Source organism: Paenibacillus sp. FSL M7-1046 (assembly GCF_038007405.1).
Lineage (GTDB): Bacteria > Bacillota > Bacilli > Paenibacillales > Paenibacillaceae > Paenibacillus_AQ.
The window spans coordinates 2,493,735-2,508,169 of record NZ_JBBOXB010000001.1 but is presented as its reverse complement, the minus strand read 5'-3'; the positions used below and the strand labels follow the sequence as shown (position 1 = coordinate 2,508,169).

Sequence of the window (14,435 nt, the reverse complement as noted above, 5' to 3'; positions counted from 1 at the left end):
TGGAATACCTTCATTTTTATCTATTCTACAATGAAATGAAAGCGGTTACTATAGAATGCATTTGGAAATTCGACTTTTAATGACAAAAAGGGCTGCATTTAAGAGCCCTCGAACAATAAAAGCTCGCAGCAGCTGTAATCAGCACCCTCTCCATGGTGTGTGTTTCTACCATAGCCGGAATGATGAAAAACAGGCTGTGCGAGCTTCAACTCCATACCTTTCTACCTATTCAGAAGAGGCAACGTTGGCTTGTTCATTCATGAACATGAACCAAACCTTGTTTTAAGCGGTCCAGCTGCAGAAGATGATGACGGTAATGCATTTCAACTAGCAGAAACCATTCCTCTGCGCACAGTCCACCGAATCGCGGATGGGGCACTGTATTTTGTTTGGACGCTTCCTCAAGGGTAGGTTCAATCTCCTTCATTCTCTGGATGACCGCGTGCAGCCCTTGAATTAGCTGCTCTTTGCTTTCCGGCTGCTGCGGCGTATATTGGGGGGAAGGCGGAACCTGAACACGAACGGGCGGGAAACTTCCTTCAGCGAATATAGCCGCACCTGCTTCGGTTTTTCCCGCTTGAGATACCAGGGAATCTTCGCTTGGCACCAGGCATTGATCTACATTGCGAAGCTGCATATACAGCGCCGAGTTAATGAGATGTTGAACCATCTGTCCGATAGACCACTCGTTGTCGCTTGGCTTTTGCTTCAGCTGCTCCATACTGAATGGATCCAGTTCATCAATATAATGTGCCACAGTTTCCTCAAAACGTTGTAAGGCTTCCTTAGTTGTAACCATCATGTATTAGCTCCTTTAATCATCTTTTGTTCTAAGTATACAAAAACGCTACTGACACCCTTATGTCAGTAGCGTTTCAACATGTTCTCCAGTTCGTCTCTAACCCGATTCCGGAAGGAATCCGGCTCCAGTACAACCACTCCGGCTCCCCAGCCGAGCACGGATTGCAGCAATTCCTCCGCCTGCCTAACACGAAAGGTTACCAGCAAGCCTTCCGGTTGATCCTCTATCGTATCTATATAGAAGTTGTTCGACTCCCTTACCTTATCGGCAATGTCAGGCTGGACCCGGATGCGCACACGGATGTTGCGGTCGTCTGGAGGCCGGTATGCCTCCAAATTAAAATCTGCTGGAAGCTTAAATCCAGCTTCCAGTTCAATAAGCTCCGTCATCCGGGACAACCGGAAATGACGGATGTCTTGACGCAATTCACACCATGCGATGAGTACCCATGCCCCATGAAGGAGCACAAGCCCATAAGGAGCAACCGTACGAACGCTTTGGCGGTTTCCATCAGCTTCGGCAATTTTTTTGGAATAGTGAAAGCTTATTTTCCTTTCCTCCAGGATCGCCTGACGAATCGCTTCCAGGTATGCCTTCTCTTGTATTCGTGATACATCTTCAGCGGACGTACGCAACCGAATGCTCTTACGTATCCGGGCAGCCTCACTGCGGACCGGTTCCGGGAGGATGGCTTCAATCTTTCCTCTGGAAGTACGAGACTTACGGCCATAGTGAACATCAAACCACTGCTCGATAAAATCCGTTCCGATGAGTAACGTCACAGCTTCTTCTACCGTAAAGCTGACTGGCGGCAGGAAATACCCCTCCATTAAGGAGTATCCCTGTCCTGGCGCCCCTATCACGGATACACCAGCTTCACTTAAAGCTTGAATATCCCTATAAATGGTTCTCACGCTTGTTTCAAAGGTAGCGGCCAAATCCTCGGCCCGCAGCACCTTATTACGCTGCAGCTCAAGCACTATGGCTAACAAACGATCCGTTTTGTTCATGCGGCTGCACCCTTTCCCGGCTGTTTATGATACGATTCTCCGCTTTGGCTGAAGCGTGGCTTTGTAAATGTACTTCTAGCCTCAAAGCTGAATTGTTATATCCCTAAATACAGCTTTGCCCTTAGTAACAATATAAGCTCCTTTGCAGACTCCATGGCTTGTTCCAATGAATAGGTTAAGCGATCTGTCACTGAAATAATGTCTTCATGATCTTCAGGTGTGTCGAGCACTTTCTTGATATTAAGATTAATTCCCCTAATTCCTCCTGCTTGATTCATCAACCGAAGGATTGCACTTATCGAATAATGCGCTGTCCTTAAAGTACGAATAATTTTCAATTGGTTTATTTCATTTTCTGTATATGCACGAGCTCCGTTTGAAAGTCTAGGGACTGTTATTAATCCATTGCGTTCCCAATTTCGGACAACTTCAGGTGAGAGGTCCAGAACTTGAGCTGCCTCTTTTCGTGTATAGGTTCCAATAGATGTGGATGTTTTTCCACACATCAGCTGCTCCGAAAGTTCAATAGCTTCTAGCGCTCGATCATATTCTTTTTCTAGATGGGACAGATATGCTTGCGTATGTTCTAGTGCTTGATTGAAATCCTCTTTGCCGCTAGCTTCAACAATGACTCTAGCCTTTGCCCGAATGAGTCCTTGAACAATTTCACAACGAAAAGCGATTCTAGCTATTTTCAGTTGAAATAAATGCACTTCGGAATAAATGCGGTAGCCATTGTCACCTCTCGGAACAGCTGAGATATATCTCCATTCTTCATAAATCCGTACAGTGTTGGGATGTACCCCAACAAAGGCTGCGATTTCTTTGGTTTGGTACATCCCTCAGCCCTACTTCCACTTAAAAAATTTGAATGCTCCAATCAAGCTGATCACAGTAACAATGCCTAACATCAAAAACGGCACTGTCATCCCCTCTGTTTCTCTACCTGTACTTACCAGCTTTAATAAATGGATTCCATGTGACAAGGGTAATATATCCATTATCCATTGAACGAAGCGTGGCATCACTTCATATGGAATTGTCGCACCTGAGAATAATAACATCGTAAAGTAAGCGATAGAACTCCACATATTCGCTGCCTTTTGATCAGGTACGACACTGCCAATAAAAGTGCCAATACTGTACATGGCAAAAATAACAAAAGCATATACGCTCAAAAATATAAGCCAGGAGCCTACTATTTGATAATCAAAAAATAAATAATATACGAGAGTAACACCAATAAATGAAACAAGAGCAGAGGAAAGCTGAATTATAGCTTGGGCGAATAAAATCTGTAAAGGTGATACCGGCGTCACTTGGAACCGTTTCAGAATACCCCGATGTCGATAATCAGCAATGGTTAATGGTAGACCCATTACACCTGTTGCAAGCACACCAATAGTTATAACGGCTGCGTAGGATAATTCAAAATTAGATGAACCTGCCGATGCATCTTTACTAAGCACGTAACCAAACAAGGTCGCCAAAATGATCGGAAAACATATACCGAAAATTAAAATATCAATACCTCTCCATACCAGCTTACCTTCTATTTTTAAGAGTGCAAACATTGTACTCATCCCCAGTATTCCTCCTCTCCGGCAAAATGTAAATATGCGTCTTCAAACGTTGTTTTCCCGCTAGCGACTAACGCTTCCTGAATTGTTCCATAAAAGACGGTTTGACCCTCGCGCAGAATTAATATCTCATCACATAACGCTTCAACCTCATCCATGTAATGTGATGTTAAAACAATCGCCAAACCATTTTCTTTCATTGTTACGAGCTGCTTCCACAGCATACGGCGTGCCTTTGTATCAAGCCCTGTTGTCAGTTCATCTAAAAACACAAGTTTCGGTTCGGGAATTAGGGCAAGAAGTACGGCCAGTCGCTGACGCTCCCCACCAGAAAGTAATTTAACAAGTTGCTTTTCCTTATCTGCCAACCCAAAGGATTGTAGTAAAGCAGGTACGTTAGCCGTTTTTTTATAGAGTGATCGCCACTGTTCACATGCATCGGAAACGGTTAGTTTATCTTGAAAATTGGTTTCTTGAAACTGCACCCCTACTTGTTCAAATATCTCCTTTCGATTGCGTACCGGTGATTTACCAACGATGACAAGCTCATCATGAGTGCTCTTTTCAATACCAAGCACTGCAGCAAGGGTTGAAGATTTCCCTGCCCCATTTGCACCTAGTAATCCAAATACCTGCCCAGACTTTACTTGAAAGCTAATGTGATCGACTGCCTTTTTCTGACCGTATGTAACGGTCAAATTTCCAACCTTTAATACCATGTTCTAACCTCCTAAATAAATCTTAGGACGTAACTATAACAAATGATCTATTGGGTGGTGTCTTACTGGAGGGTTTGAAATGCCTGCAATATTAATTGTCTATCCGGAACATTTAGAACCACATTTCACCGCCGGGCCCCTACCTCGTTCCTCCCAATAAAAAAAGGTATCCGTGAGGCTATGTAACATAGCCTCATGGATACCTCTGATAAGATTCTCGCCTCTTATATTAGACCGGATTTTTGCAGCAGCCGCTTCACCGTGACTGCAACCTCTGCTCTTGATATAGGCGCTTCAGGTACGAGCTGGTGATCGCTTCGTCCCAACACAATTCCCGCTTGCAAAATGTCGGTAATGCTTGTCGCTGCCCAGGCTGATACATGGCTTGAATCCACGAAAGAACTCAGCAGCTCTTCCCCGTTATTAGTCTGAAGATTTGACTTCAGTCCTGTAATTTTTATCGCTTTGGCCAAAATAACCATCGCTTGCTCCCGCGTTATCTTCTCCAACGGACGGAAGGTTCCGTCCTCAAAGCCGTTAATCAGATTATACGAATGCGCTGTACTAATAAAGCTGCTATACCAATCGGCCGACTTCACATCCGAGAATGGAATCGTACTATTGTCCGTCTTCAATCCCAGTCCGCGAACGATAATCGCTGCAAATTCTGCGCGAGTAATGTCTTGGTCGGGATCAAAATCTCCATTCCCAATCCCGTTAATGATCATCCGGGATCCCATATCATTGACGGCCTCTTTCGCCCAGTGGTGCTCAACGTCCTTATAGGAAATAGGGTGCCAGATAACAGAATACGTACTGTTCGTTAAGCTGTTGATCTTCGCGTAATACGTCCCGCCATTGAGAATGACTTGTGTAGGCACATGGCGAACCGTTCCATCCGGGTCAATGACAACGGCTGTAGTCACTCGGTTAGGATCCACCCCTTCAGGAATGGCTATGGTCCGTTCCACATAAGCATTGAACTTGGCGACATCCACCGTCTCTCCGCCATATGCGGCCGTGACGGTAAAATCAATTGGAGGAGCAACCAGTTCAAATGCCCCTTTCTCCGACTCTGACTGCACAAGCTTAGCCATCTCTGCGGCAGGTGTGGCAATTTTGACCTGCACCTTAATATCCTGCAGAGAAACCTCGCTGCCAATCAGTTGAGATACAGCATCGATGTTGATTTGAATGGCCGGTAGAGTGTAAGAAGCGTTTTTCGTCTGGATGACGAGCTTCGCCTGCTGGTTCTCCATGTTTTTGATCATTTGGCCATTCAGCTCACCGATCACAATGTTGGCTTCCGCATTGACCGGAACGATTACGGTCGCGCCCCTGCCTTCCGCCGCCAGTTTATCCTCCAGTTTTTTCTGGTCGATCGTCACGGTAATCACTTTCAAATCGCCGATCTGACTTGTCACTGCGATGCCCGCCCGCTCAGCAACACCGTTAACCAACACGTCAACACCCGTATTTGGGGCAGAAGTGGCAGTAGGTACAGACGGTGCTGTTTCAGTTGGTGCAGACGTTGATGGAGCTGGCTCTACAACGGTCACTTTAGCGGTGGAGCTCGTTACCGATGCCGTTTTCTCGCCTGACTTGCTGTTATCTGTGTTGGTCACCACAACGTAGTAGTAGGTTGTGCCTACAGCACTCGTTGGCGCGGTGAACGCCGTGCTCGTTTCGCCCGTCAGCGGCGTGCCGCCTGTCGTGCTGTTCGCCGCATTGCTGTACCATTGGTAGCTCAACGTACCGTCCGCTATCGCAGTAACGCTTAGATCGGCTATGCCGCCTACGCTCACTGTCCGGTCTTCTAGTTGGGCCGAAATCGCCGGAGCTTCGGCGTTCGTCAGAGAGTTGACAGCCACTTTAGCCACGTTGCTCGTTGCCGACGCCGTTCTCTCGCCAGTCTTGCTGTTGTCTGTATTAGTCACTACGACGTAGTAATAGGTTGTGCCTTCAACATTCGTTGGCGCGGAGAATGTCGCGTGCGTCTCGTCAGTAAGCGACGTGCCGCCTGTCGTGCTGTTCTCCGTATTGCTGTACCATTGATAGCTCAGCGTGCCGCTGGCTGTTGCCGTAACATTCAGATAGACGGCCTCACCCACACTTACCGTCCGGTCATCCAGTTGGGCCGAAATCACCGGGGTTTCGGCGTTCGTCAGGGAGTTGACGGTCACCTTCGCTACGGAACTTGTAGTCAAAGCCGTCTTCACACCTGTCTTACTGTTATCCGTGTTCTTCACCACGACATAGTAATAGGTTGTGCCTACCATGTTCGTCGGTGCAGAGAACGACGCGTGCGTTTCGTCCGCCAACGGCGTGCCGCCTGTCATGCTGTTCTCCGTATTGCTGTACCATTGGTAGCTCAGCGTGCCACCAGCTGTTGCCGTAACGCTTAGATCGGCTGTGCCGCCCACGCTCACCATCCGGTCTTCCGGCTGTCCGGAGATCGCCGGGGCTTCTGCGTTTGTCAGGGAGTTGATAGTCACCTTCGCTACGGAACTTGTAGTCGACGCCGTCTTCTGGCCTGTCTTGCTATTGTCTGTGTTGGTCACTACAACGTAGTAGTACAAATTGCCGACCATGTTCGTCGGCGCAGAGAACGACGCATGCGTTTCGCCCGCCAGCGGCGTGCCGTCTGCCGTGCTGTTCTCGGTATTGCTGTACCATTGGTAACTCAAAGTACCGTTTGCCGTTGCCGTAACGCTTAGCTCAGCTGTGCCGCCCACGCTCACCGTCCGGTCTTCCGGCTGTCCAGAGATCGTCGGTGCTTCTGCATTCGTCAGGGAGTTGACTGTCACCTTCGCTACGGAACTTGTAGTCGACGCCGTCTTCTGGCCTGTCTTGCTGTTGTCTGTGTTCTTGACCACAACATAGTAATAGGTTGTGCCTACAACATGCGTCGGCGCAGAGAACGACGCGTGCGTTTCGCCCGCCAGCGGCGTGCCATCTGCCGCGCTGTTCTCTGTATTGCTGTACCACTGGTAGCTCAGCGTGCCACCAGCTGTTGCCGTAACGCTTAGCTCAGCTGTGCCGACCACGCTCACCGTCCGGTCTTCCGGCTGTCCGGAGATCGCCGGGGCTTCTGCATTCGTCAGGGAGTTGACCGTCACCTTCGCTACGGAACTTGTAGTCGACGCCGTCTTCACACCTGTCTTGCTATTATCCGTGTTCTTCACCACGACATAGTAGTAGGTTGTGCCGACTATGTTTGTCGGCGCAGAGAACGACGCGTGCGTTTCGCCCGCCAGTGGCGTGCCGTCTGCCGTGCTGTTCTCCGTATTGCTGTACCACTGGTAGCTCAGCGTGCCACCAGCTGTTGCCGTAACGCTTAGGTCAGCTGTGCCGCCTACGCTCGCCGTCCGGTCTTCCGGCTGCCCGGAAATCGCCGGGGCTTCTGCGTTCGTCAGGGAGTTAACGGTCACCTTGACTACGGAACTTGTAGTCGACGCCGTCTTCACACCTGTCTTGCTATTATCCGTGTTCTTCACCACAACATAGTAATAGGCTGTGCCGACCATGTTCGTCGGCGCAGAGAACGACGCATGCGTTTCGCCCGCCAGTGGCGTGCCATCTGCCGTGCTGTTCTCTGTATTGCTGTACCATTGGTAGCTCAACGTGCCGCCCGCTGTCGCCGTAACGCTTAGGTCGGCTGTACCGCCCAAGTCCACCGTCCGATCCTCCGGCTGCCCAGAGATCGCCGGAGCTTCCGCATTCGTTGGCTGGTTGACAGTCACCTTGCCGGGAACAAAGGTTTTCTCCATTTCAACTATACGTGTATCTACAAAGGTGAAATGCTGCAGATCATTTGGACTGCTCACGGTGACAGTCTTGTCGCCTATTGACGCATTCTCCTTAATTTTGAAAGAAACAACAAACAAACTATCACCAGCTTTGACCGCATTATCGCCGCCGCTGATATCTGCCCATGCTGCTTTTAGCCAACCTTCCTCATCACTTTGGGTATACATGAAAAAATCGCCGGATGTCCCAACAATGTTCTCTACTTCAAGCGCAGCCGGATCATAATCAAGCTGTAACCCGTAAGCTCCAGCAGACCCCGAGGATTCCAGAACGGTCACTGGTACATCTACCGTTTCTCCTGGAGTTCCGGACGCAGTTCCAATTCCAACTTTTATGGTTTCCGAAATAGGAGCCACACTCACTGTACCAGGTGTCACGCTCGTAATATTGCGCCACAAATCATCATCTTCCGTATAAGTGCCGGAGACAATTTTTACATCTGAGTTTATAGTGCCTGCCGTCTCTTTGATTTTGAAATGCATGACGAAGATCTCTTGCTTTGCCGAAAGAAAAAACGATCCTCCAAAGTATCCGGCATATACATTAATCGTCCCGCTAATATTTGCGTCAGCATTAAAAAACATAGATGCTGCTTTATCTGTCACCGGATTTGCAAATACCGGTTCAAGGACATTCGGATCATAAGATAATTGCATCATATACTGCAATACTGAATAGTCTCCCGGATCCACTGTAACCGCCACATCCACCGTATCACCCGGAGCCCCAGAGACACTGGAAACCTTGGCCGAGACCGGAGTAGCAGGAGTAGCTTGAACGATGGAACCGAAGGGAACCAGCAGCAAGCATAAGACCAGGAATAGTGAAAAGGTTTGTCTGATATAGCTTGCCGTCCCATTGATGCGGTTTATCATGATTTCGCTCCTCCCAGGTAAATCGCCATAATCTTTTGTACATCAGTGTTGTTGAGAACCCCATCGTTATTCATATCCAGGGCATTAAATTGCTCGGGTGTCAGCATGATCTTGCCTGTCAGATATTGCGTAATCATCAGGGCATCTGCGGGAGTAATCAGTCCATCCCCATTGGCATCGCCCTTGATGATCACTTTAGCAACCACCTGCTTAACAGTGAAGGTCTTACCCGCCATATGATCCGCCGTTACGGTAACTGTTGCGTTGTAGGTCCCCAAAGGCAAACCATCCTTCGCCTTAACGGTAAACGTAGTTACAGGTGTTCCGTCATTCAACGTAGTTGCCACCGGTCCAGCAATCTCAAAGTTGCCTGCATCGGCTCCGCTCAAGCTCGCAGCCAAATTCGTCAAATCCCCCGTACCTGTTCTGGTAACGGTTATGGTCCCTGTTTCCTGGGTTCCCGGTGCATAGCCTGCCGTTAACCCCGCCAACGTCTGATCCCCCAGTGTGTCGATTGTATACGTCAGTGCGGTCCACTTTGCATAGAGCTTGGCATTAGCCGTCCCTATATTAAAGGTATCACCGGCTTTATAAACCGCCCCATTCCCAGCAGCGTCCATACTCCACCCCGCGAAGGTATACCCGTCCCTCACAAGACCTCCATCATTGCCCAATACCGTAACTATACTGTTGTCCAGATAACGGCTGCTGTCTGCCGGTACTGTCCCTGTCGTACTTCCATTACCCTCATACGTGACGGTATAGGACCGTACATACGGACGAAGCTTCGGGTATTCCATACCCTCATTGATTAACCAGACAGAATTAAAATCCCATCCGCTAAAAGTAGCAGCACTCATCAGTTCAGCCGTTGTCTTCGGCTCGCCCATTCCATTGTCGATTTGTCCGGCGATGTCCGAGTTATAGTAACTGCCGGTGACCTTTTTCCAGCCGTCCATACCCACCAGAGGGCCGTTGCTTCCGATTCCGTTCCCTGTAACCTGTCCGGCTGCGTAGCTGTTTTGAATCTCACCTGAATTGCTCCCTACCAGGCCGCCAAAAAGCGTATTAGCAGCGTTCCCTGTGATCTGAACATTTGCATAACTATTGATGATTTTGCCAAAGTCAAATCTGCCTACCAAACCGCCGGCATACGGAAAACTGCCTCCTTCAACGGTGATATGGCCGCTGGCATAACTCTTCTCAATAATTCCTCCCCCAGCCCCTAGCAGGCCGCCAACGTGAGTACCGTCCTTAGAAAATACATCGCCTGTTGCATAACTGTATTCAATAAGGTTTGAGTTACTGCTGCCAATTAAGCCGCCAAGATAAAAACTATTGTTGTTTGTTCCCCTTACATCGCCGCTGGCGTGGCTGTTCGTGACGTTGCCTCCCCAGTCAAGGTACCCGATCAAACCGCCAATATTAGCTCCGGTTCCTGTCACGTTACCACTGGCAGCGTTGTCAGCCATAGGAGCCCAACTGGCGTACTGTCCAATCAGACCGCCAAGGTTGGCATATCCTTGGACCGTTACATTTGCAGAGCTTCCGTTCACGACAGCTGAATTTTCAGATTTCCCTACCAGACCGCCGACATGACGATAGCCCGTCATCGTACCGCTAGCGCTGCTATTCTCCACCTTGCCATAATTGATATATCCCACTAAACTTCCGGTATAGTCATACCCGATTATATTTACGCCTGACAAATGAACATTGCGAATCTGCCCGACTGTACTTACATAACCGAATAATCCGATATAGGATTCAGCAGGCCTATTAATGGTTAAACCTGTAATCGTATAGCCGTTCCCATCAAAGCCGCCTCTGAAGTTGCTGTTGTTATTCCCGACCGGTATCCAGTTTCCATAACTGCTTAGATTGATATCACTACCAAGCTTATAATAAGAACTCAAGCCGTTACGTACATTGTTAAGCTGTGCCGCCGTCGTAATGATATACGGATCAGCCGCTGTCCCCGTACCTGCACCCGCTGCTTTGACTGCGCTTGGCAACCATGCGAGTGAAGACAGCATCGTCACCGTAACAAATATAACAGCGATAACAACGGATAGTTTTTTCATTATTTTTTCATTCATCTTCCAGTGATCCCCTCCTTAGTTGTAAAAAAAATTGTAACAATCCATTCTCACAAAACACTAACAGACATTGTTCGACAACAAAAAAGGATTTCGTTCCCTTTTTGAGGTCCGAAATCCTGAATTTCATAGCAAATCCGCATATAATTGTCTCAACACTTCCGGAAGTTCTACGCCCAACTCCCCTTTGAAGCTTTTTTCCATTTTCTCATAGTGTGCAAAGAATGCTGTTCTATCATGTAAATGTATATAAGTCCTTAGAAGAATTTCATGCGCCTCACCATCAAAGGGTACATAGCTGAGCACGGATTGGAGGACTTCAACCGCCTCGTGATATTGGCGTTTTTCCAAATGCAATTTCGCCAACTTTTTAGAGAGGCTGGCAAAATACCGGGACATCCTCTCCCGCTCCGCCTCGCACCAGGGATAATCCCTGTTTCCGAAGAGCGATCCTTTATAGAGCTGAACCGCCTTCGTTAAGGCTTCAATATTGCCGTTGTCCATCTTAAGCGTATGGGTAACGGCTTGCTCAAACATGACGTAATCACAAATATCCTCGCATTCCATCCGGTAGGACCCACGCTGGGAGGAAATACGTACTCCAATTCCGGTATCCCGCAGCGTCTTCTTCATCCGGTACACTGCCGTATGCAGATTATGATCGCTTTTCTCCGCTGAATGAACTTCCGGCCACAGACTGTCGCATAGCGTCCATTTGGAAATATACTTATTCCGGTGTACCAGCAAATAGGCAAATAGCTCTTCCGCCTTAGCGGTAGGGAAGCGAATGGGTTCCGCATGATCCGCTTTGTATATTTCAAAGCCTCCGAAACATACAATCCGGGAAGCAGCTGTTGCCGCTTTTGCGGGGGCTGTCCCTGTCCTTCTTTTCAATACTCTGTCTATGGTACGATGCAGCAAGTCCGGCACCACCGGCTTTAATAAATAATCCAGCGCATTCACCCCGAAAGCCTCCAGGGCATATTCACGATAGGCGGTAACAAACACGACCTCGATGTCTTCCTGCAGCTCCAGCAAACGGGCGGCCAGCTCCAACCCATTCATCTCCGGCATCTCGATATCCAGAAAAACCAGATCAGGCCTGAGTCCCTTTATATCCTTGAGCAGCTCCGAAGGGTCCATATATGCGCCGACCACCTGCACATCGTCTCTTCCCCCGATCACTTTGTTCAGCACGTTCAACGCAGGCTTCTCATCATCCAGTAAGACAATCCTTAGCATCGAACATCACTTGTTTCCTTATGAAATGGAATTCCCGTCTCTTGAGGCCTTCGTTCAAAGTTGGGCACTTGTCCATTCCCCCTCCCTGCTCTCTCCATATTCAGACCCGCTTATAAAAAACGGGCAGTCTAGCCGCATTATGCTACTATTACCCGAATAATTTCCGGGCAATCTTCCATACCCTTCAACCGGATACGCCTCGAAAAACCTATACAACAAGTTTCGACAATTATCGTCAAAAATCCTTTCCCGCCCTCGCACATGATTTAATGTTGAAAATTTCACACAAAAAACGCCTTCGCAGCTCTAACTGTGAAGGCGTTTTTTGTGTGATCGAAGCAGCTTCTCAATTTACATCCCTTGCAGCCTGTTCGTAGAATCCTCATAATGCCCTGCCAGCCTTAACTTGAAAGTGGTTCTAACGCTTGGCGACAAGGCCTCCACCTGTAAAATAGCCGTGAGCAGCTCTTTATTCCGTATATCCTTATACATAACATCATTGACCATCGCAATGGAGATTTGAGAGGGATGAGTTTTGGAGCAAACGAATTGGCTCTCCATGCTAACCCACCCTTCCTGCAGAACACGCATGAGAAAACCGGTTCTCCCCAGATTTTGAAAAAGGAGCGGCAGTTGAGGTTTGCCAAACTTTTTAGCCAGCTTATGACATGGGGGGCGGGGCTGGGTAACCTCAAGCAACGCCTCCCCCCACATAAAAATATCGCCGATATGTACTTCCGATTCCCTCATACCCTGTACTGTTAGATTTTCTCCGAAGGAACCAAAGGGAAGCTCCATGCATAGCTCCTGTTCCCAGTCATCGTAATATTCTTCAGGATAAGCGCAAACCGCTTTGTCTAGTCCACCATGTCTGATTTTATTCGCCTGTTCATCTCCTTGCAAACCTAGAGCGGATAAGAACACCTGGTCTTTTGTTGGTATCTTCGTGATCGCAGACAATACGCGTTTCCCTTCACATTCAATCCATCCGGCTTTTCCAATGTTCACAGAACAGATTTGCATTCTGATTCCACTCTCCTTAAACCGCTGTATCCGTCTGCAGCTCCTTTTGCATTAGAGCGACTTTCTGATTCTGTGCATTACGGATTAGTTGATAGATGGCCACTCCACAGAGAACCAGCAGACCAGCGACAAGCGAAAACATCATTCCCCCGCCAAAATGCTCAAAGATCAGTCCGAAGCAAATGGGGCCGAGGATTTTGGGGATTTGCATATATAAGCCAAAGATAGAGTTATATCTTCCTCTCATACCTGCAGGGGCAGCAATGGAAACATATTTTTGCAAATGGATGATACCTATAATTTCGCCTACGGTAAAAATCAGCTCCGTGACCACTAATACGAGGAAAGATGCAGCAAATCCATAACCCAGACTTACGATGGCAAACAGCACATAACTTATCAATATCATGGACTGCGGTGATTTGTTTTCCGTCTTCTTTGGCAGCCAGACCATGAGCAGAATCACAACAATAGAATTAATCGTCATAAGTCCGGCAAAGATGGAGGATGCGTTAGAAAAGTTTGTTTTCAGATGCAGCGGAAGAGTGGTTTCCACCTGTGAGTACAGTAATCCCACAGGAAGCGCGAACAAGGTCAACAGGTACAACAATCTATGTTCCCGGTATGGAAGTCTGGTCGAATGGGCCGCCAGCTTATCGGGCTGCAGGATCTCTTCCGGTCGTGTTTCCGGCACCTTCCACCAAATGAGCAAAGCAAACAAAACAAAAGAAGCCGAACAAATCACAAAGATAACACTCTGGTTCAATAGATACACGGCCAAGCCCAGCAAAGGCCCCAGCGCACCGCCAACATTGACTGCACCATGAATAAGGGCAAATGCTTCCGCACGTTTCTCCTCGGGAACAATGTCAGAAATCTGGGCATTGGCTGCTGGCAGAAACATCGGCATCCCCATACCCCCAAGTACAGAAATCAGAATCAGCATCCACAGGGTATCGGCAAATATAAAACCAAACATGGACAAAGCCTGAATAGCCAATGATACAAGCATAACCGGCTTGCGCCCGTAACGGTCAGCCAGCCCCCCGCCCCAGAAGCTGAGCATAATTCCCGCCAGCGGTTGAAGACCTACAACCAGCAAAGGCATCAGCACAGTTCCACCAAGCTTATCCGAAATATAAAAAATGAGAAAAGGCCGGATCATAAATGTAGTTAATGCACATAATCCGGTTCCAAACACTCGAATCCATAGTATGGGGTCATGTCGTCTAAAATAAGAAAACGTAAGCCGCATGAAAGAATCAACCTCTCTTC

Annotated in this window: 10 protein-coding genes; all 10 read right to left on the bottom strand. The window is 48.2% G+C overall.

Going from position 1 to position 14,435, the window contains the following annotated elements:
- Positions 1-253: 253 nt before the first annotated feature.
- Complete coding sequence (locus NYE29_RS10935; protein WP_340899684.1) at positions 254-799, bottom strand: DinB family protein; 546 nt, start codon at positions 797-799, stop codon at positions 254-256.
- Between the two features lie 65 nt (positions 800-864).
- On the bottom strand, positions 865-1,812 hold the full coding sequence (locus tag NYE29_RS10930; protein WP_340895947.1) for a helix-turn-helix transcriptional regulator: 948 nt from the start codon (positions 1,810-1,812) through the stop codon (positions 865-867).
- A gap of 95 nt (positions 1,813-1,907) precedes the next feature.
- The gene (locus NYE29_RS10925; protein WP_076113755.1) at positions 1,908-2,651 is read right to left on the bottom strand and encodes a MerR family transcriptional regulator; all 744 of its coding nucleotides are present in this window, start codon (positions 2,649-2,651) and stop codon (positions 1,908-1,910) included.
- A 9-nt stretch (positions 2,652-2,660) separates the two neighbouring features.
- Positions 2,661-3,395 (bottom strand): ABC transporter permease, encoded by a 735-nt coding sequence (locus NYE29_RS10920; protein WP_076113756.1) that lies wholly within the window; start codon positions 3,393-3,395, stop codon positions 2,661-2,663.
- A complete protein-coding gene (locus NYE29_RS10915) occupies positions 3,392-4,111 on the bottom strand; it encodes an ABC transporter ATP-binding protein (RefSeq protein ID WP_076113757.1) in 720 nt (239 codons plus the stop codon). The genes NYE29_RS10920 and NYE29_RS10915 overlap by 4 nt, the downstream gene beginning before the upstream one ends.
- A 224-nt stretch (positions 4,112-4,335) precedes the next feature.
- Positions 4,336-8,796 carry an S-layer homology domain-containing protein gene (locus NYE29_RS10910; RefSeq protein WP_340895944.1) on the bottom strand — a complete coding sequence of 1,487 codons (4,461 nt, stop codon included), beginning with the start codon at positions 8,794-8,796 and terminating at the stop codon, positions 4,336-4,338.
- Positions 8,793-10,895 (bottom strand): GLUG motif-containing protein, encoded by a 2,103-nt coding sequence (locus NYE29_RS10905; protein WP_340895942.1) that lies wholly within the window; start codon positions 10,893-10,895, stop codon positions 8,793-8,795. The genes NYE29_RS10910 and NYE29_RS10905 overlap by 4 nt, the downstream gene beginning before the upstream one ends.
- A 126-nt stretch (positions 10,896-11,021) precedes the next feature.
- Entirely contained in the window at positions 11,022-12,137 is a 1,116-nt protein-coding gene (locus tag NYE29_RS10900; protein ID WP_340895941.1) for a response regulator, read from the bottom strand.
- A 351-nt stretch (positions 12,138-12,488) separates the two neighbouring features.
- Positions 12,489-13,145, bottom strand: coding sequence for an MOSC domain-containing protein (locus NYE29_RS10895; RefSeq protein WP_340895939.1), 657 nt, complete (start codon positions 13,143-13,145; stop codon positions 12,489-12,491).
- A 31-nt stretch (positions 13,146-13,176) separates the two neighbouring features.
- Complete coding sequence (locus tag NYE29_RS10890) at positions 13,177-14,415, bottom strand: MDR family MFS transporter (RefSeq protein ID WP_340895937.1); 1,239 nt, start codon at positions 14,413-14,415, stop codon at positions 13,177-13,179.
- Between the last annotated feature and the right edge of the window lie 20 nt (positions 14,416-14,435).

What these genes read in the sequence shown, in the direction of transcription:
- NYE29_RS10925 (WP_076113755.1), bottom strand. Translation starts at nt 2,651, where the DNA reads ATGTACCAAACCAAAGAAATCGCAGCCTTTGTTGGGGTACATCCCAAC.
- NYE29_RS10890 (WP_340895937.1), bottom strand. Translation starts at nt 14,415, where the DNA reads ATGCGGCTTACGTTTTCTTATTTTAGACGACATGACCCCATACTATGG.
- NYE29_RS10905 (WP_340895942.1), bottom strand. Translation starts at nt 10,895, where the DNA reads ATGAATGAAAAAATAATGAAAAAACTATCCGTTGTTATCGCTGTTATA.
- NYE29_RS10930 (WP_340895947.1), bottom strand. Translation starts at nt 1,812, where the DNA reads ATGAACAAAACGGATCGTTTGTTAGCCATAGTGCTTGAGCTGCAGCGT.
- NYE29_RS10910 (WP_340895944.1), bottom strand. Translation starts at nt 8,796, where the DNA reads ATGATAAACCGCATCAATGGGACGGCAAGCTATATCAGACAAACCTTT.
- NYE29_RS10920 (WP_076113756.1), bottom strand. Translation starts at nt 3,395, where the DNA reads ATGAGTACAATGTTTGCACTCTTAAAAATAGAAGGTAAGCTGGTATGG.
- NYE29_RS10935 (WP_340899684.1), bottom strand. Translation starts at nt 799, where the DNA reads ATGGTTACAACTAAGGAAGCCTTACAACGTTTTGAGGAAACTGTGGCA.
- NYE29_RS10915 (WP_076113757.1), bottom strand. Translation starts at nt 4,111, where the DNA reads ATGGTATTAAAGGTTGGAAATTTGACCGTTACATACGGTCAGAAAAAG.
- NYE29_RS10900 (WP_340895941.1), bottom strand. Translation starts at nt 12,137, where the DNA reads ATGCTAAGGATTGTCTTACTGGATGATGAGAAGCCTGCGTTGAACGTG.